This is a genomic window from Acinetobacter sp. YH16040_T, from assembly GCF_024605785.1.
GTDB classification, from domain to species: Bacteria; Pseudomonadota; Gammaproteobacteria; order Pseudomonadales; family Moraxellaceae; genus Acinetobacter; species Acinetobacter amyesii.
Genome location: NZ_CP094541.1, coordinates 777456 through 796842 on the forward strand (window position 1 = coordinate 777456; position 19387 = coordinate 796842).

At 43.0% G+C, this 19387-nt stretch carries 19 protein-coding genes; 14 read left to right on the forward strand and 5 right to left on the reverse strand.

Going from position 1 to position 19387, the window contains the following annotated elements:
* Positions 1 to 7: 7 nt before the first annotated feature.
* The 13 genes from nuoE (at position 8) to MST16_RS03760 (ending at position 13983) form a co-directional block, all read left to right on the forward strand.
* Complete coding sequence (gene nuoE, locus MST16_RS03700) at positions 8 to 517, forward strand: NADH-quinone oxidoreductase subunit NuoE (RefSeq protein ID WP_078191103.1); 510 nt, start codon at positions 8 to 10, stop codon at positions 515 to 517.
* Positions 514 to 1845, forward strand: a complete 1332-nt coding sequence (gene nuoF / locus MST16_RS03705; RefSeq protein WP_168378564.1) for an NADH-quinone oxidoreductase subunit NuoF — start codon at positions 514 to 516, stop codon at positions 1843 to 1845. The genes nuoE and nuoF overlap by 4 nt, the downstream gene beginning before the upstream one ends.
* An 11-nt stretch (positions 1846 to 1856) precedes the next feature.
* Positions 1857 to 4535, forward strand: a complete 2679-nt coding sequence (gene nuoG, locus MST16_RS03710; RefSeq protein WP_180009862.1) for an NADH-quinone oxidoreductase subunit NuoG — start codon at positions 1857 to 1859, stop codon at positions 4533 to 4535.
* A gap of 3 nt (positions 4536 to 4538) precedes the next feature.
* Positions 4539 to 5555: an NADH-quinone oxidoreductase subunit NuoH gene (gene nuoH / locus MST16_RS03715; RefSeq protein ID WP_078191100.1), complete on the forward strand. Its 1017-nt coding sequence runs from the start codon at positions 4539 to 4541 to the stop codon at positions 5553 to 5555.
* A gap of 18 nt (positions 5556 to 5573) precedes the next feature.
* Positions 5574 to 6116, forward strand: a complete 543-nt coding sequence (gene nuoI, locus MST16_RS03720) for an NADH-quinone oxidoreductase subunit NuoI (RefSeq protein ID WP_078191099.1) — start codon at positions 5574 to 5576, stop codon at positions 6114 to 6116.
* A complete protein-coding gene (gene nuoJ / locus MST16_RS03725; RefSeq protein WP_171262661.1) occupies positions 6116 to 6634 on the forward strand; it encodes an NADH-quinone oxidoreductase subunit J in 519 nt (172 codons plus the stop codon). The genes nuoI and nuoJ overlap by 1 nt, the downstream gene beginning before the upstream one ends.
* Positions 6634 to 6942 (forward strand): NADH-quinone oxidoreductase subunit NuoK, encoded by a 309-nt coding sequence (gene nuoK / locus MST16_RS03730; protein ID WP_067665227.1) that lies wholly within the window; start codon positions 6634 to 6636, stop codon positions 6940 to 6942. The genes nuoJ and nuoK overlap by 1 nt, the downstream gene beginning before the upstream one ends.
* Positions 6939 to 8828, forward strand: coding sequence for an NADH-quinone oxidoreductase subunit L (gene nuoL, locus MST16_RS03735; RefSeq protein WP_180009861.1), 1890 nt, complete (start codon positions 6939 to 6941; stop codon positions 8826 to 8828). Before nuoK ends, nuoL begins: the two co-directional genes overlap by 4 nt.
* A gap of 1 nt (position 8829) precedes the next feature.
* Positions 8830 to 10443, forward strand: coding sequence for an NADH-quinone oxidoreductase subunit M (gene nuoM, locus MST16_RS03740; RefSeq protein WP_180009860.1), 1614 nt, complete (start codon positions 8830 to 8832; stop codon positions 10441 to 10443).
* A 3-nt stretch (positions 10444 to 10446) separates the two neighbouring features.
* The gene (gene nuoN, locus MST16_RS03745) at positions 10447 to 11991 is read left to right on the forward strand and encodes an NADH-quinone oxidoreductase subunit NuoN (RefSeq protein ID WP_078192290.1); all 1545 of its coding nucleotides are present in this window, start codon (positions 10447 to 10449) and stop codon (positions 11989 to 11991) included.
* Between the two features lie 126 nt (positions 11992 to 12117).
* Entirely contained in the window at positions 12118 to 12753 is a 636-nt protein-coding gene (gene upp, locus MST16_RS03750; protein ID WP_078192289.1) for a uracil phosphoribosyltransferase, read from the forward strand.
* A gap of 86 nt (positions 12754 to 12839) precedes the next feature.
* Positions 12840 to 13133 (forward strand): cold shock domain-containing protein, encoded by a 294-nt coding sequence (locus MST16_RS03755; RefSeq protein WP_168378567.1) that lies wholly within the window; start codon positions 12840 to 12842, stop codon positions 13131 to 13133.
* Between the two features lie 97 nt (positions 13134 to 13230).
* Positions 13231 to 13983, forward strand: a complete 753-nt coding sequence (locus tag MST16_RS03760; RefSeq protein ID WP_180009859.1) for an excalibur calcium-binding domain-containing protein — start codon at positions 13231 to 13233, stop codon at positions 13981 to 13983.
* Positions 13984 to 14026: 43 nt separating this feature from the next.
* Here MST16_RS03760 and gigC read toward each other — a convergent pair whose 3' ends face one another.
* On the reverse strand, positions 14027 to 14911 hold the full coding sequence (gigC, locus tag MST16_RS03765) for a LysR family transcriptional regulator GigC (RefSeq protein ID WP_078191091.1): 885 nt from the start codon (positions 14909 to 14911) through the stop codon (positions 14027 to 14029).
* Positions 14912 to 14996: 85 nt separating this feature from the next.
* On the opposite strand from gigC, the gene MST16_RS03770 reads away from it, so the two are divergent.
* Entirely contained in the window at positions 14997 to 15758 is a 762-nt protein-coding gene (locus tag MST16_RS03770; protein WP_180009858.1) for a ferredoxin--NADP reductase, read from the forward strand.
* Positions 15759 to 16187: 429 nt separating this feature from the next.
* On the opposite strand, the gene MST16_RS03775 is transcribed toward MST16_RS03770, so the two are convergent.
* The 4 genes from MST16_RS03775 to MST16_RS03790 all read right to left on the reverse strand — a co-directional run bounded on the left by MST16_RS03775 (position 16188) and on the right by MST16_RS03790 (position 19372).
* Positions 16188 to 16931 carry an amino acid ABC transporter ATP-binding protein gene (locus MST16_RS03775; RefSeq protein WP_373683439.1) on the reverse strand — a complete coding sequence of 248 codons (744 nt, stop codon included), beginning with the start codon at positions 16929 to 16931 and terminating at the stop codon, positions 16188 to 16190.
* On the reverse strand, positions 16928 to 17611 hold the full coding sequence (locus MST16_RS03780; RefSeq protein WP_078191088.1) for an ABC transporter permease subunit: 684 nt from the start codon (positions 17609 to 17611) through the stop codon (positions 16928 to 16930). The genes MST16_RS03775 and MST16_RS03780 overlap by 4 nt, the downstream gene beginning before the upstream one ends.
* Complete coding sequence (locus MST16_RS03785) at positions 17611 to 18354, reverse strand: amino acid ABC transporter permease (RefSeq protein WP_078191087.1); 744 nt, start codon at positions 18352 to 18354, stop codon at positions 17611 to 17613. The genes MST16_RS03780 and MST16_RS03785 overlap by 1 nt, the downstream gene beginning before the upstream one ends.
* Before the next feature lie 70 nt (positions 18355 to 18424).
* On the reverse strand, positions 18425 to 19372 hold the full coding sequence (locus MST16_RS03790) for a transporter substrate-binding domain-containing protein (RefSeq protein WP_180004747.1): 948 nt from the start codon (positions 19370 to 19372) through the stop codon (positions 18425 to 18427).
* Positions 19373 to 19387 lie beyond the last annotated feature (15 nt).

Genomic DNA, 19387 nt, shown 5'->3' on the forward strand with positions numbered 1-19387 from the left:
TCGCATTATGATGATTTTGACTGACAAAAAACCACGTGTGAACGTTGAAGGGATTTTAACTGCGGAAGAAATCCACGATATCGAACATCACATTGGTCACTATCCGTACCCACGCGCAGCATGTCTTGATGCGTTGAAGTGTGTACAACGCCGTAATGGCTGGGTAGATGATGCACAGATGAATGCTATTGCTCAATTGCTTAGCATGAGCCTTGCAGACCTAGAAGGTGTTGCTACTTTCTATAACCGTATTTACCGTCAACCAGTTGGTCGCCACGTAATTTTATTATGTGACTCGATTGCTTGCTTCTTGATGGGCGCGGAAACACTTGCTGAAGCATTCCAGCGTGAATTAGGCATTTCATTTGGTCAAACGACTGCAGATGGTCGCTTTACTTTATTGCCAATTTGCTGCCTAGGTAACTGTGACAAAGGTCCGACGTTAATGATTGACGAAGACACTCACGGTCTAGTTGAAGTGACTTCAATTAAACAGTTATTGGAGAAGTATGTATGAATACTGAACCAAAACCAATTTATGGCGACGGTAACCCAGAAACTCACCCATTAACTTGGCGTTTGAGCAAACAGGAACACGTACGCAGTGCAGATGATTACGAAGCACTTGAAGGTTATGCTGGCTTTAAGAAAGCTGTTGGCATGCAACCGAAAGAAGTGCTTGAAGTGATCAAAGCTGCGACTGTAAAAGGTCGTGGTGGTGCGGGCTTCCCAGCAGGGATCAAATGGTCGCTTATGGCACCAAATGATAACTCAGGTCCTCGTTACCTCATCTGTAATGCCGATGAAATGGAACCAGGTACCTTTAAAGACCGTCTGTTGATGGAAAAACTTCCTCATCAGTTGATTGAAGGTATGTTGATTGCTGCTTATACATTAGAAGCAACACAAGGTTATATCTTCATCCGTGGTGAATATATCGAAGCGGCTCAATACTTAAATGAAGCATTGGACCAAATTCGTGCCAAAGGTTACTTAGGCGAAAACATCCTAGGTACTGGTTGGAACTTTGAGTTACACGTGCATACCGGTGCGGGTCGTTATATCTGTGGTGAAGAAACTGCATTGATTAACTCGCTTGAAGGTCGCCGTGCGAACCCTCGTACTAAACCGCCATTCCCACAAGTTGCAGGTGCTTGGGGTCGTCCTACGATTGTTAACAACGTAGAGACTTACAACAACTTACCAGCAATTATGCTTCGTGGTCCTGAATGGTATATCGGTTTATCTGAAGGTAAGTCGAAAGATCCAGGTACTAAAATCTACGGTGCATCAGGTAAGGTAACTTTCCCAGGTCTTTGGGAACTTCCATTTGGTACAACTGCGCGTGAAGTGATTGAAGATCATGCCGGTGGTATGCGTGATGGTTTAAAACTCAAAGCATGGTTACCGGGTGGTGCTTCTACAGACTTCCTTGCTGCTGAACACATTGACCTTCCTATGGATGCTGAAAGCATCATGAAAGCAGGTTCACGTTTAGGTACGTGTTTGCTCATGGTGGTTGATGAAACTCAGTGTATGGTTTCTGCGACACGTAACTTAGAAGAATTCTTTGCGCGTGAATCTTGCGGTTGGTGTACACCATGCCGTGATGGCTTACCTTGGGCGGTTAAAGCGCTTAAAGCCTTGGAAGATGGCACAGGTAAGAAAGAAGATATCGATCACTTACAAGAACTTACTCGTAAGCTTTGGATTGGTAAAACTTTCTGTGCGCATGCTCCAGGTGCGATGGAACCGTTAATGGGCGCACTCAAACATTTCCGTGGCGAGTTTGAAGCTAAAGTCGTAAATGCGGCAGCTCAAACTAGCAACGTAGAACAAGCTTAAGGAATTCGACTATGGCTACAATTCATGTCGATGGAAAATCGTATGAAGTCAACGGCTCAGAGAACTTGCTACAAGCATGTCTTAGCCTTGGCATCGACATCCCATACTTTTGTTGGCATCCATCCTTAGGTTCTGTCGGTTCTTGCCGTCAATGTGCTGTGACTCAATACGCGAATCCTGAAGATACTCGCGGTCGTTTAGTTATGTCATGTATGACGCCTGCATCTGACAATACCTACATCTCGATTGAAGATAACGAAGCAAAGAATTTCCGTGCTTCTGTTGTTGAATTCTTGATGACCAACCACCCACACGACTGTCCAGTCTGTGAAGAGGGTGGTCACTGTCATTTACAAGATATGACTGTAATGACTCAGCATGACCGTCGTCGTTACCGCTTCACAAAACGTACGCATTACAACCAAGAGCTAGGCTCTTTCATTTCTCATGAAATGAACCGTTGTATCGCGTGCTACCGTTGTGTGCGTTACTACAAAGATTATGCAGGTGGTACGGACTTTGGTGTGTATGCAAACGCTTCGCGTGTTTACTTTGGTCGTCCAGAATCAGGTACTTTAGAATCTGAATTCTCTGGTAACTTGACTGAAGTTTGCCCAACAGGTGTATTCACAGATAAAACTCACTCTGAACGCTATAACCGTAAATGGGACATGCAGTATGCGCCAAGCGTATGCCAAGGCTGTTCTTCAGGTTGTAACATCTCTCCGGGTGAACGTTATGGCGAACTACGTCGTGTAGAAAACCGCTTTAACGGTGACGTGAACCAATACTTCCTTTGCGATAAAGGTCGTTTCGGTACAGGTTATGTGAACCGTGAAGATCGTCCACGTCAACCACAATTCCGTTCTGGTGCAAATGTAACTACAGTTTCTGTAGACCAAGCATTGGATACCGTAATTGAAAATATCCAAGGCAAAAAAGTATTGGGTATCGGTTCACCACGTGCATCACTTGAATCAAACTTCGCGCTTCGCGAACTTGTAGGTCAAGACAACTTCTCAACGGGTATGTCTCAAAAAGAGCAAAAACTTGTTGAACTTGCAGCTTCTATTATGCAAACCGAAGGTGTTTATAACCCTGGTATGCGTGAAATCGAAAGCTACGATGCTGTGTTGATTTTGGGTGAAGATCTGACTCAAACTGCGCCTCGTATGGCTCTATCTGTTCGCCAAGCTGCGAAAAATAAAGCTAAAGAAATGGCTGCAGAGCGCCGTACGCAAGAGTGGTTGGCTGAACCTGTACAACGTATTGCTCAAGATGCCAAATCTCCGATTTACATCCTTGCTGCAACTCAAACACGTTTAGCTGATGTTGCAACAGGTGAAGTTGTTGCATCACCTAACGACATTGCACGTTTAGGTTTTGCGGTCGCTGCTGCTGTCAAAGGTGAAGTGATCTTAGGTTTGGATGACGATGCAAAAGCATTTGCACAAACCATTGCTGACACTTTAAAAGCTGCGAAAAAACCATTAATCATCTCTGGTACAAGCTTGCAAGACGCATCAATCATGGAAGCTGCTGCACAAGTTGCACAGAACCTTGGTAATGCGGGCTTAACATTGACTGTTCCTGAAGTGAACTCAATGGGCTTAGCGATCTTTGGTGGTCAAAGCTTAGAACAAGCATTTGCACAAGATTACGATACCGTGATCGTGGTGGAAAATGACCTTTATCGTCGTTTACCAGCCGCTCAGGTGAATGCTGCACTTTCTGGTAAAGAAGTGATTGTACTTGATCATTCTGAAACTGAAACTGTGAAGAAAGCCAACATCGTACTTTCTGCTGCTTCATTTGCTGAAGGTGACGGTACTGTTGTCTCTCAAGAAGGCCGTGCACAACGTTTCTACCAAGTGTATGACCCAAGCTACTATAAACCTGAACTTGCGATCAAAGAATCTTGGCGCTGGTTACATGCCATTGAAACTGGCGTGAAAGGCAAAGCGATTTCTTGGACACTTCTTGATGACGTGATCGAGTCAGTAGCGAAAAACGTTCCTGCACTTGAAGCGATTCAAGATGTCGCACCAGATGCTGGCTTCCGTGTACATGGTCTGAAAGTGGCACGTGAACCACGTCGTTACTCAGGTCGTACTGCGATGCGCGCACCACTTTCTATTCATGAACCAAAACAACCAGTCGATAAAGACTCTGCGTTGACGTTCTCTATGGAAGGTTATGTAGGTAACCAAACTCCAGCTTCACTTGTACCATTTGCTTGGTCTGCAGGTTGGAACTCTCCACAAGCTTGGAACAAATTCCAAGACAACGTGGGTGGTCACTTAAAAGGTGGCGATGCAGGCGTTCGTTTATTCGATCGTTTAGCGAAACGTCCAGCACGTACATTCGTTGCACCTGCACCAGTTGCGGTTAATGGTGAAAGCTTCCGTCTTGTACCGATGCATCACATCTTCGCTTCTGGTGAATTTACAGTGAAAACACCTGCGATGGAGTCGCGTATTCCTGAAGCAATGTTTGCTGTGGGTGAACAAGATGCAGCACGCTTAAATGTTCAAGATGGTCAACGTATCGCTGTGAAAGCAGGGGATGCTGAAATCGTCCTTCCAGTTCAAGTGATTGAATACTTACCTACAGGTTATATCGGTTACCCAGTGGGTCTAGCACCTACAGTATCGCTTGCAGAACCTGTTTCAGTCGCGGTAGGAGTGTAATTCATGGAACAAGAATTAATCCGTCAAACGCCGCTGTGGGCTGAAAACTGGCCAATCGCCTATTCAGTTCTTCAAGCAATTGTGATCTTACTGGTTGTGGTATTGATCGCTGCGTTGATGTCTTTTATTGAACGTCGTTTACTCGGCTTGTGGCAAGACCGTTACGGTCCGAACCGTGTAGGTCCGGGCGGTATGTTCCAGATTGTTGCCGACATGCTGAAAATCATGTTCAAAGAAGACTGGACACCAAAATTTGCTGACAAATTGACTTTCCGTATGGCTCCAGCAGTTGCGATGGCAACTGCGGTGCTATCGTTCATGGTTATTCCTGTTTCACCTTATCTAGGTGTTTCAGACATGAGCATCGGTCTATTGTTCTTTATGGCAATGGCTGGTATTGCGGTATACGCAGTATTGTTCGGTGGTTGGTCATCAAATAACAAATACGCATTACTTGGTGGTTTACGTTCTGCTGCTCAAACCATTTCTTATGAAGTGTTCTTGGGTATTTCACTAATGGGTGTGGTTGCGATTGCAGGCTCATTCAACATGCGTGAAATTGTTGAAGCTCAACGTGATGTTTGGTTTGTTATTCCTCAGTTCTTAGGTTTCTTGATCTTCGTGGTTGCGGGTGTTGCGGTAACTCACCGTCATCCATTTGACCAACCAGAAGCAGAACAAGAATTGGCGGAAGGTTACCATGTCGAATACGGCGGTATGAAATGGGGTATGTTCTTCGTTGCGGAATACGTCAACGTCGTATTGATCTCTGCATTAATCGTGACTTTATTCTTCGGTGGTTGGTTAGCGCCTTTCAACCTAGATATTCCATTCATTCCAGCTGCGTTCTGGTTCATTATTAAAACAGCATTCTTTGTAATGATGTTTGTCTTGGCTCGTGGTTCTTTAATGCGTCCACGTTATGACCAAGTTATGAACTTTGGTTGGAAAATTTGCTTGCCATTGGCGTTGGTTAACCTTCTGGTAACTGGTGCTGTGATTCTGATGAATCAGGCCTAAGACAGCAGGGAGAATAAAATGTTTAAATTTCTAGCTGGATTTGGGTCAATTGTACGTTCGTTGTGGATGGTATTCTCACACGCGACACGTAAACGTGACACCATTTTATATCCAGAGGTTAAAGCGGAAGACATCGTACCACCACGTTTCCGTGGTCGTATCGTGTTAACGCGTGACCCTGATGGTGAAGAGCGCTGCGTTGCATGTAACCTTTGTGCGGTTGCATGTCCAGTCGGCTGTATTTCACTACAAAAAGCTGAAAAAGAAGATGGTCGTTGGTATCCGGAATTTTTCCGTATCAACTTCTCACGTTGTATTTTCTGCGGTATGTGTGAAGAAGCATGTCCTACGACTGCGATTCAAATGACACCTGACTTTGAGTTAGGTGAGTATGTTCGTCAGGACTTAGTATATGAGAAAGAAAACCTTCTTATCTCAGGTCCTGGTAAATACCCAGACTATAACTTCTACCGCGTAACAGGTATGGCTGTTGCTGGTAAAGATAAAGGTCAGGCTCAACGCGAAAGCACACCAGTTGATGTACGGAGTCTATTACCATGATGTGGCCATTTTATTTGATGGCGCTTGTGGCCATCGTCTCTACCGTTCGTGTTGTAACTAACACGAACCCAGTACACGCTTTATTAAGCTTGATTATCTCTTTACTTGCAGTTGCAGGTATCTTCATGATCGTGGGTGCGCCGTTTGCCGGTGCCCTCGAAATTATCGTTTACGCTGGCGCAATCATGGTGCTATTCGTATTCGTCGTGATGATGCTGAATCTTGGTCAAAATACAGTTGAACAAGAAAGCAAATGGCTGACTTCTTCAGCGTGGGCATATCCTGCGTTGATGAGCTTTCTAATGGGTCTAATCCTTGTTTGGATGTTGAAGTCAGACTACACAACTGCAGGCACTGTCATGGGTGCTCAAGTTGTCGGTCCGAAAGAAGTGGGTACTTCACTCTTTACTCAGTACTTATTGCTGGTTGAAGTTGCTGCGATGTTATTGCTTGGCGCACTTGTCGCTGCATTCCATCTTGGCAAACGTGAGCCAGGTGCAGAAGAGGACAAAGAATAATGGGCAACATCCCTTTAGAACATGGTTTGATCGTTGCAACCATTCTTTTTGCACTGGGTTTTTACGGTGTGATGGTTCGACGCAACCTACTATTTATTTTAATGAGCCTTGAAATCATGATGAACGCTGCTGCTTTAGCGTTCGTTTTGGCAGGAAGCGCATGGGCACAGCCAGATGGTCAAGTGATGTTTATCTTGATCTTAACGCTTGCTGCAGCAGAGGCTTGTATCGGTCTTGCGATCGTCCTTCAGTTCTATCATCGCTTCCATCATCTGGATGTGGATGCTGCTAGTGAGATGCGCGGATGAGTTATTTATATTTAACAGTACTTTTCCCGCTAATTGGTTTTATCCTGTTGGCGGCAGGTCGTAAAAATCTTCCTGAATCAGTTGCTGCAATTATTGGTGCAGGTTCAGTTGGTCTTTCAGCTTTATTTGCATTAATTGCCGGTATCGATTTTGTTAATAATGGTTCAGTTGCAACAACTCAGCATCTTTGGACTTGGTTCAGTGCAGGTAACTTAGCACCGGGCTTCACGCTTCATTTAGATGGCTTATCATTATTGATGATGGGCATGATCACAGGTGTGGGTTTCTTAATTCACATCTTTGCAACATGGTACATGCGTGGCGAAGAAGACTTTGCACGTTTCTTCTCATACTTCAACCTATTCGTAGCAAGCATGCTGCTTTTAGTGTTGGGTGACAACTTAGCGTTGTTATTCCTCGGTTGGGAAGGTGTAGGTCTATGTTCATACCTATTGATTGGTTACTACTACCAAACACCTGCAAACGGTTTTGCTGCAATTAAAGCATTCACTGTGACACGTGTGGGTGACGTATTCTTACTGATCGCATTGTTCTTGATCTACCAACAATTCGGCACTTTAAACATTGCAGAAGTTGTAGCTGCTGCGCCAACAGTTTTGGTTCAGAGTTCTTCAATTGCGATTTGGACTGCATTGATGTTGTTCTTGGGTGCTGCAGGTAAATCTGCTCAGATCCCATTACAAACATGGTTAGCAGATGCGATGGCTGGTCCTACACCAGTATCTGCATTGATCCACGCAGCAACAATGGTAACAGCAGGTGTTTACCTATGTAGCCGTATGTTCAGCGTGTTTGAACAAGCGCCAGAAGTGATGATGTTCATCTCAATCACAGGTGCGGTGACATTGTTAGTTGCAGGCTTTGCTGCATTGGTACAAACAGACATCAAACGTATTCTTGCTTACTCAACTATGAGTCAGTTGGGTTATATGTTTATGGCTGTAGGTGCTGAAGCTTACCAAGCTGGTCTATTCCACATGCTGACTCACGCATTCTTCAAGGCATTATTATTCTTGTCTTCTGGTGCAGTGATTTTGGCTTACCATCACGAACAAAACATCTTCAAGATGGGTGGTCTATTCCACAAAAACAAATTCTTGTTTGCTTGTTTCGCGATTGGTGGCGGTGCATTGGCTGCGATTCCATTCATCACGATCGGCTTCTTCTCGAAAGATGCGATTCTTGGTGCGGTATGGGTGAAAGGTCAAGCGATTGCAGTTTATGACTGCTTGTACTGGACTGGTGTAGCAGGTGCGTTCTTAACTTCAATTTATACATTCCGTCTTATTTGGGTTGTATTCTTTGGTAAAGAAAACACGCCTTACCACGAAATCAAAGGTGTTACTTACTGGGGTCCATTGGCGATTCTTGCAGTGCTTTCAACTGGTTTAGCTTATGTATTAAAAGCACCAGTAACGAATATTTTAAATGCTGCACAAATCCCAGCGTTTAATATTCCAGAAGCACTAGAACACGGTATGCATAGCGCTGAATACACAGCTGTTGGTATTGCACTTGCAGGTCTTGCAGTTGGTGTGGTGTTATTTGCCTTTGCTTATGGTGCAGTGAAATCGTTCGCGAAAACTTCACTGGGCGCGGGTCTTGCAAATATCTGTCGTAATGCACTTGGTTTCGATGCTTTGTATAACATTGTTTTCGTTAAGCCTTATTTGCTACTGGCTAAAATCTTTGGTCGTGATCCAATTGACGGCTTATGGCTTGTATTGCCTGCACTTGTTAAAGGCGGTAATAGCTTTACAAGTTCACGTCAAACAGGTTCATTGCGTGAATACGCATCTAGTATGGCATTCGGTACGTTTGCATTACTATTGATCCTGGTCGTGATTCAGGTCGTGGGGAAATAAAATGGAAACTCCAAACAATTTAATTCTACCCGCTCTGATCCTTATTCCGTTCATTGCAGGTTTTGTATGCTGGCTTGTCGATAAACTCGACAAGCACTTACCACGCTATATTGCCTTAATTGGTATGCTATTAACGTTGGTGTTAACCGTCGTTTTATGGCAAAGCGGTACTTATAACTACGAGTTGGGTACACAAGCTCCACAGTGGGCTGCTCAATTTAACCTACCGTGGATTACCACTTTAGGGATTAACATTCACCTTGCGGTGGATGGTCTTTCACTGCTTATGGTGGGTTTAACTGCATTACTGGGTGTACTTGCGGTCGGCTGTTCATGGGGTGAGATTCAAAAGAACGTTGGTTTCTTCCACTTAAACCTACTTTGGTCTTTAGGTGGTGTGATCGGTGTATTCTTAGCGATTGACATGTTCCTATTCTTCTTCTTCTGGGAGATGATGCTAGTACCAATCTACTTCTTGATCGCACTTTGGGGTCATAAAGGGGCAGAAGGTAAGTCACGCGTTTACGCTGCAACTAAATTCTTTATCTATACTCAGGTTGCGGGTCTGATCATGTTGATCGGTATCTTGGGTCTAGTGGTTGTTGGCTTCCAACTTCACGGTCAAATCAGCTTTAACTATGACTTCTTGATGAGTGTTGCACACACTGTTGAGGCGAAAGCTCCAGCACTTGCGTATGCATTCATGATCTGTATGTTCATTGGTTTTGCGGTAAAACTTCCAGTTTTCCCTTTACACGGCTGGTTACCAGATGCACATGCGCAAGCACCTACAGCGGGTTCTGTCGACCTTGCAGGTATCTTGATTAAAACTGCGGCTTATGGTCTTTTACGTTTCGTTATTCCATTCTTCCCAGTAGCATCTGCTCAGTTTGCTGACATCGCGATCATTCTTGGTCTAATCGGTATTTTCTACGGTGCATGGTGTGCATTCCAACAAACAGACATGAAACGTCTGCTTGCGTACACATCTATTTCGCACATGGGCTTCGTACTTCTTGCTTTGTATGCAGGTAACATCCTGACATTCCAAGGCTTGATGATTATGATGCTGGCTCACGGTCTATCTTCTGCTGCATTGTTCATTATGTGTGGTCAGGTTTACGAACGTCTGCATACACGTGACATGCGTTTGATGGGCGGTATCCGTGGTCAGTTCCAATACCTTTCATTCTTCTTAATGTTCTTTGTTGCGGCACTTGTAGGTATTCCGGGTCTAGGTAACTTCATCGGTGAATTCCTGATCTTGATGGGTTCTTATGACAAGTTCCCTGTGTATACAATTTTTGCTGCAGTAAGCTTAGTATTTGCCGGTCTTTACGGTTTAATCCTGATCCACAAAGCGTTGTTTGGTACACCAAACGAAGAACAAAAACAGCATTACGCAAATCCGTTGAAAGACTTAAATGCGCGTGAAGTTGTGATTCTTTTAATCTGTGCTCTTGGTCTAGTATGGCTTGGTCTATTCCCACAAACGTTCCTTGATATTTCAAATTCAAGCATGGCGTGGATTGCAAATAGCTATATTCCAGTTCAAGAAGTCGTTGATGTTGTGCAGCAGATTGCTGTACAACCTGAAAATGTGGAGATGCAATAAGCCATGGACTTCACAATGTCATTTTCTGAGCTTATGCCATTAGCTCCTGTGATGATCGTGGCTTTAACTGCGATCGTCGTGATGTTGCTAATTGCAATCAAGCGTAACCACAATTTAGTTGCAACGACTTCCGTTATCGGTCTGAACCTTGCAGCCTTTTATATTATTTTTGTTTTCGTTGCAGGGCAGTATGCACCTGCAAACGTAATGAATTTGTTCATCGTAGATCCATTTACGATGTTGTACCAATTCGTGATTTTGATTGCAGCACTTGCTTGCTGCACATTGTCACATGCGTATATCGAAACCTATAAAGATAACCGTGAAGAACTTTATATCTTGATGCTGTGCTCTGTAACAGGTGCATTGTTAATGGTTGCAAGTTCGCACTATGCGTCTTTCTTTATCAGTCTTGAGTTAATGTCGATTCCTGTATACGGCCTATTGGCTTATACACACCAACGTTCACAGTCGCTTGAAGCGGGTGTGAAATATTTGGTGCTTTCAGCAACCGCTTCTGCGATGTTGTTGATGGGTATGGCTTATGTATATGCGTACACAGGTACAATGGCATTCGTTGCTGAACCAGGCAAAATGTTCACAACTTTCAGCCAACCGGGCGTAGTCCTTGGTCTTGCACTAATTGTCTTTGCTGTTGCATTTAAATTGTCTCTTGCGCCATTCCACAAATGGACACCAGACGTGTATGCCGGTGCGCCAGCGCCAATCGCGACATTCTTAGCGACTGTGGCTAAAGTGGCAATGATCGGTCTATTCGTTCGTTACTTCTTAGCTTCTGGCTTAATCCTTTCTGACAGCTTCATTACAATCGTGACCATTATTGCAGTATTGTCTATCCTTGCGGGTAACTTACTAGCAGTACGTCAAGTGAACTTGAAACGTATCCTTGCATATTCTTCAATCGCTCACTTTGGTTACTTACTTGTTGCGATTGTAAGTGCACGTAATACTGACTTTGTTCAAGTACAAGGCTTTGCAACATTTAGCAGCGTCAACGTTTATGTGATTACTTATGTATTAACAACGATTGGTGCGTTCGGTGTTGTGACACTGATGTCTAGCCCTTACAACAACAAAGACGAAGCAGGTAGTCTTGCTGAGTACCGTGGTTTGTTCTGGCGTCGTCCAGTGTTGACTGCAACACTCACTGTCATGATGTTATCTCTTGCAGGTATCCCATTAACAGCGGGCTTTATTGGTAAGTTCCTTGTGATCAAAACAGCAGTTGCTGGTGGTTCATGGTTCTTAGCTGCGATGGTTATCCTTGGTTCAGGTATCGGTTTGTACTACTACCTACGTGTGATGGTTGTGATGTACATGACTCCACCGGAAAACCCACGTATCGACGCTGTCGATCATTGGGGTCAAAAAGTGGGTGGTATTATGGTGCTTGGCGCAGCTGCTCTTGTGTTGTTGATCGGTGTATATCCAGATCCAATCATTGCAGTTTCTCAAGTGGCATACTTTGCGATCTCACCTGAATTACAACAGTTCATTTTTAGCTTAATTCAAAGTGGTTTTAACTAATGAATTAAGCAATTAATTTGCTTATTACAAAAAAGCCTCCTGTAAAGGGGGCTTTTTTATTTTTATCATTTGTTAAATAGCTTTATAATGGTTGAAATTTTATCTTAACCTTTTAGGTGTTCTCCCGTGGCTATCCATGAAATCCGTCATCCTCTTATTCGACATAAACTCGGCTTACTTCGTCGTGCAGATATTAGTACTAAAAACTTCCGTGAGCTTGCTCAAGAAGTGACTATGCTTCTGACTTATGAAGCAACGAAAGATTTACCAATGGTCGATCATGAAATTGATGGTTGGAATGGTAAAGTAACTGTAGATCGTATTGCCGGTAAAAAAATAACAGTCGTACCGATTTTACGTGCAGGTATTGGTATGTTGGATGGTTTCTTAAACCTGATTCCAAGTGCGAAAGTATCTGTATTGGGTTTAGAGCGTGATGAAGAAACTTTAGAAGCGCGTACTTACTACAAAAAATTAGTACCAGACGTACAAAACCGTTTAGCGATGATTATTGACCCAATGCTTGCAACGGGTTCATCGCTCGTTGCTGCTATTGACGTTCTAAAAGCCAGTGGTTGTAAAGATATTCGTGTCATGGTGCTTGTTGCAGCTCCAGAAGGCATTAAACGTGTGAATGAAGCTCACCCAGATGTGATCATTTACACAGCATCTGTAGACCAAGGTTTAAATGAAAACGGTTATATCGTTCCTGGTCTTGGCGATGCAGGCGATAAAATTTTCGGTTCAGTTCAAAAAGACTAATTTTTGCATCATGAACAGAAAAGGGGCTTTTATAGCCTCTTTTTTTATATACTAAAGACATTGGAATAAATGGAATAGGGTACTTTATGAAGTCCGAACAATATAAAGGTAAAGTGAAGCAGTACAATCCTGAAAAGGGCTTTGGCTTTCTTTCATGCGAAGAAGGTGATGTATTTTTCCATATCTCTGACTTTCCCGCAGATGGTGTCGAACCAAAACGTAATGATCGCGTGAAATTTAATGTGGTGGAAAATGGTGATCGTTATAAGGCCATTAACATTGAGCGTGAAGAAGACAAATCTGCAAAAGCTAAAAAATCTAAAGTCGTGGCAAATAACCAGTCGATTACTTCAGCATTGCTTTCAAATTTGCGTAAATAATGTAATTTTAAGATTTCTTTGAAATCGAAAGAGGTCTATAGGGCCTCTTTTTTTATTATCATAAGAGCATTAAAAGAAAAGATGATAGACAATTTTTATGTTTAAAGAGGGGAAAATCAAAAGCTATAACGTTGAGCGCGGCTTTGGATTTATACAACAAGATCAAGCAAAGGATTTATTTTTTCATATTCGTGATTTTCCTAGCCGACACATCGAACCACGTGTTGGAGAAAATCTCAAATACAGGATTGAAGCAGATCAAGGTAAATTTAAAGCTGTAAATATCATCCGTTTAGATTTGAAAAAAGAGCAGTCCACTCATGAACAGATAAATCCGTCATTTGAATCAATGCTAGATCGAGTAAACGATCAAGTTACTCCTCACGATATAGCCAAAGGCACAGTTTGGGGCAGTAAAATCATCAGTATTATTGGACTCATTGTGATTCTAGTTTTAGCTGTGGCCGTCTATAGTAAATATCAGCAGTACCAAGAACAGAAGCAACAACATTTACAACAGCTCATGCAAGAAAATGAAAACATCGTAAAAGAACAACGTAAAGCTCAGGGGGATTTACCCGATCGGGTGCTGTCTGAGCAAGGTGAAAAAAATCTATACGGAACAGCTTCAACGCAAGCTCAGTCTGTTGTTCAAGACACTGCGCAGGCACCTGCTTCAAGTGATTCGCCAAGGGCAGTAGAAAAAGCTCAGTTTAGTTGTGATGGACGACAGTATTGCAGTCAAATGCGCTCAAGAGATGAAGCTCAGTGGTTTATTAAGAATTGTCCAAACACGAAGATGGATGGTGATAATGACGGTATTGCTTGTGAGAATGATTCTAGGTGGTAATGGAAGCATTCACAAAAAAAGCGCCATTAGGCGCTTTTTTTATTTAGACAGATTTTTCACAAAATTGCATAAAGGCTTTGAGACCCGGTCCTTGGTATTTCTGACGATGTACCAACATGAATAATGGACGGGCAAGTTGCCAAAACGGCGTATCTAAAACCACCAATTGACCTTTTTCACGTAAAGGCTCAATTGCCAGTTTAGAAATACATGACATACCAAGACCACCTGCCACGATTTTTAGAATGGCTTCGTTATGACCCAAGGTTAAACGAATATTGGCATCTGGCAGGTCTTTTAAAATTGCGTTATCAAATACTTCACGTGTGCCTGAACCTTCTTCACGTAAGATCCATTCTACGTTATCAAAGTCAGCCGCAGTGAGTGCACGATCCAGCTTCGCTAAAGGGTGCTCAGGTGAACAGCACACAGCAAGTTCATCGTCACGCCAGTGAATACATTGCAGCTGTGGCAGATGACATGAACCTTCAATTAAGGCCAAATCCAACTGAAATTGGTTTACCGCTTCAATCATTTGGCGGGTATTGCCGACTTGAAGTTGTAAATGTGCTTGAGGCTGAATTTGTAGGAAATCTGCCATGAGGTCTGGCATCAAGTAGTCACTGATGGTTAGGGTCGCACCCAAACGCAGATCAATACTTTGTAGTTCGCCTTTCGCTGCTTGTTCAAAAGCTTCACAGCGCCCTAAAATTTCCAAAGCTTGTGGCAATAAAAAACGACCCAAGTCATTCAATTGCAAGCGTTTACCAAGTCGGTCAAACAGTGGAGCACCGAGACCATCTTCGAGGTCTGCCAATGCCATACTTGCTGCACTTTGAGTAAGTTTGACAGCATCACTGGCTTTGGTAACGGTACCTTCTTGAGCGACTGCTACAAAAACAGCCAACTGGCGTAAAGTCATGCGCATGAATCAGGCCTTAACATTTAAAAAATATTAATAAATTATGCTGTCATGCTAACATGAGCACAGTCTGTCACGCCACGTTCAAATCATGTCAATTGAAAAATTTAGCTTAGAAAAGGTTTTATCTGTACACCGTTGGACCAATACTTTGTTCAGTTTTACCATGACACGTCCTGCGCATTTTAAATTTACCGCTGGTCAGTTCGCACGAATCGGCTTGAAAGTGGGCGATGAATTGGTGGTTCGTGCCTATTCTGTGGTGTCGTCACCCTTTGATGAAACTTTAGAATTTTTCTCTATCGTCGTTCCAGATGGTGCTTTTACCTCGAATTTACAGCATCTACAAATGGGTGATGAGCTGTATTTAGAAAAAGTCCCTTATGGCTTCCTTACCTTGGCACGTTATCAGTTGCCATTGCCGAAGGACTTATGGCTGTTGGGGACAGGAACGGGTCTTGCACCATTTTTATCAATGCTACAAGACTTTGAAACGTGGTCTAAATACGAAAAAATTAATCTAGTCTACAGTGTGCGTACCGTATCAGAATTGGCTTATATCGAGCGTATTCAAGAAATCGCCGAGACCTTTGGTGAAGGGCATACGGGTTTTAAATTTATACCTATTGTGACACGTGATCCAAATGCACCGCTGCATGATCGTTTACCAGTTTTAATTGAAAATGGCGAGCTAGAACAGGCGGCGGGCTTAGCGTTTAATGTGGAAACGACGCATGTCATGTTGTGTGGTAATCCACAAATGGTTGATGACACCAAGGCAGCATTAAAGGCGCGCGGTTTGACCATGAACCGCCGTGGTGAAGGTAATATTGCTGTAGAAAACTATTGGTAAGGTGCCATGAAAAAAGCTCATCGATGGATGAGCTTTTTTATTTTCGGAAATTAAATAACTGATGTTATGCATGCAAAAGTAATTTTGCATTTTTAAAATGATTGTTAAGCCAATTCGACGGAGTCTTACATCAAGAGAATGAATAAAGGGATTAGCCTTCGGCTGGAGGTACTCTTACGAAGCACGCTTCTCATTAGGCAAAATGAGAAGCGTGCTTCGCAAGGAAACCATCTTGCGGTGCAATGCACCTCACCGACAAAACTCGTTCACTAGCGTCTAATTATCTAAAGTATCGCAAAAAAATTTTTGATTAGAAGAAGTCCTATCTCAAATACTTGCGGATGACGTTACCGCGTATCGTACTTTTATTTCAATCAAATTGCGCTTCTGATGTTACTGTGTAACATCAGTTAAATAAACGTTTTGATGTTAATGCAGAATTTTATTTAAGAACTGCTGCGCTCGTTCACCACGAGGGGCATTAAAGAAATCATCTTTACTGCAGTCTTCCATAATTTTTCCTTGATCCATAAAGATCACACGGTCCGCAACCTGACGCGCAAAGCCCATCTCATGGGTTACACACATCATGGTCATACCTTCTTTGGCAAGACCGACCATCACATCAAGCACTTCGTTAATCATCTCTGGATCAAGTGCCGAAGTCGGCTCATCAAACAACATGGCAATCGGGTCCATACTGAGCGCACGTGCAATCGCAACACGTTGTTGTTGTCCACCTGATAACTGTGCAGGGAATTTAGCGGCATGCGCACTTAAACCCACACGATCTAAATAAGCCAAGCCTTTTTTCTTGGCTTCGGCTTCTGATCGGCCCAAGACTTTAACCTGCGCAATGGTCAGGTTTTCTGTAATGGATAAATGTGGAAACAGTTCAAAGTGCTGGAACACCATACCAACACGACTACGCAATTTATTTAAATCGGTTTTTGGGTCATTAATGGAAATACCGTCGACCAAAATCGTACCGGCTTGAAAAGGCTCAAGTCCATTGACGGTTTTAATGAGTGTTGATTTACCAGAACCTGAAGGCCCACACACCACAACCACTTCACCTTGTTTAATTTGAGTCGTGCAATCGGTAAGCACTTGAAAATCTTTATACCATTTACTGACATTTTGGAGGTCAATCATCGTTTTTTGATCGGTCATACACTTAACCTCCGTTGTAATTTTTTAACTGCATAGGTGGCGATCATACTAATAGTGAAATACACCAAACCGGCAAACAGAATGTATTGAGTTAACAATGACATGAGGTCGCCTCGAACATAGTTGGTGCGGAAAAAGTCTAACAGTCCGATGGCATAAACCATGGTTGAATCTTGGAACAGAATGATGGTTTGCTGTAAAAGCAGTGGCGTCATTTTGCGAAAAGATTGCGGCAAAATAATTAAGCGCATTGCTTGGCTATAGCTCATACCGAGAGCATAAGCTGCAGAAGTTTGACCTTTAGGAATTGATTGAATCCCGGCACGGACAATCTCTGAAAAGTAAGCAGCTTCAAATAGCATGAAGGCCACGATACTCGAAACGAGGGCAGTATCAATCGTTAGATAGTTACCTGTGATCCCTGTGTAGATAAAGGGTACTGCAAAGTAGAACCACATCAGCACCAAGAGCAAAGGAATAGAACGAAAGAGGTTCACATAGCCTTTAGCAAAAATATTAAAAGCCTTAATCGAGGACAGGCGCATCAACGCCAATAAAGTCCCAATAAAGACACCACCAATGGTTGCCGTGATCACCACTTTGAGTGTGATGCTGAAACCATGCCATAGTGCAGGGCCAGACGCTTGGAGGTCTTGAATAAAAGAACTGAGCCATTCCATTATTTATCTCCTGCAATTAAGCCAGGAACGCGTAGGCGTTTTTCCAGAAAATTCATGAAACCAATTAAACAGATGTTGATCACGATGAAAATAATGGTGACGTAGGTATAAATTTCGATGGTGTTTTGCGTGTATTCACTGATGGTTTTCATCTGTGAAATGATTTCTGCAACACCGACCAAAGACGCAACTGAGGTGTTTTTGACACAGTTGGTCAACTCAGAGCTGAGAGGTGGCAAAATCGTGCGGAATGACTGCGGTAAGATCACATAGCGGTATAGTTGAGCCGTGCTAAATCCCATGGCATAACCTGCATTGGTTTGCCCCAAAGGAAGCGCTTCAATACCAGTCCTGACTTGCTCACAGACCCGTGCAGCTGTAAAAAGACCCAAGCCGACACTTGCGGAAATTAAGGCGGTCGTATTTGCCCCAAGGTCATTCATCCACCAGCTTTTAATCGCAGCAGGGAGGAAGTTAGGTACAACATAGAACCAAATAAACAGTTGAATCAATAAGGGTACATTTCGGAAAATAGTTACGTAGGCCGTACCAATACCTCGTGCTACAGGACTCGGTAGGGTACGCATAATACCCAAGATGCTGCCGAGCACCATCGCAATGCTCCATGCCACCAAAGCGATGACAAACAGCCAGCCGATTCCAATTAAAATCCAATTCAGGTAGGTCGAATCACCTACACCAGTAGATTGGAACAGCACACCCCAATTCCAGCTATAATTCATAGGAACTCCCTATAATGAGCTTAAGCCAAAATCCGTTTGGCTTAAGCATCTTTAGAATGTTTAGGGAAAGTTATTCGTCACGGTCATGTGGATTGCTAATCAATGCTTTTAATTGATCAGACATCGGGAAATTCAAATTGATATTTTTTGGTGGAATTGGCGTTTGGAACCATTTTTTATACATGTCATTGATTTCACCAGAGCTATAGGTCGCTTTGATTGCATCATCAACCACTTGTTTAAAGCCAGTATCGCCTTTACGTAGCATACAACCATAAATTTCTTGAATCGGTGCTGTACCCACGATTTCCCATTTATTTGGATCTTTGGCTTTCGATTTTTCACCCGCCAGCAAAATATCATCCATCATAAATGCCGCTGCACGACCATTTTGTAGCATGAGGAAAGACTCAGCGTGGTCTTTGGCAGAAATGACTTCACCAATACCTAACTCTTTTTCATGTTGACGAATATAACGCTCAGATGTCGTTCCTGCCGTGGTGACTAATTTTTTACCTTTAAGGTCAGCGAAGTCTTTAATCCCAGAGTCTTTTGCAGTAAGTAAGCGTGAACCCACTTCAAAGAAACCTGTTGAGAAATCAACTTGTTGTTGGCGTTCTTTATTGTTGGTGGTTGAACCACACTCTAAGTCGACGGTGCCATTAGAAACCAATGGAATTCGGTTTTGGCTGGTCACTAAGTTATAACGGATTTTTAAATCGGGAAGATTTAATTGTTTTTTTACTGCTTCAACTACTTTTAATTGAAGATCATGCGCATAACCCACAGGTTGGTTTGGATTATCTGCGATATATGAAAATGGAATCGATGAATCGCGATAGCCTAAAACAATCGTGCCCGATTTTTTGATCTTATCTAAAGTCCCTGAGTCAGAAACAGCAGCTTCACTTCCTGCAGCTTTATCCGTTGTAGGTGCTTTATTGTCACTACATGCGCTAAGCCCTAAAGTGAGCGCACTTGCACAGAACAAAGTTGCTAAATGTTTTTTTGACGTCATCGTTAAAACTCCTTT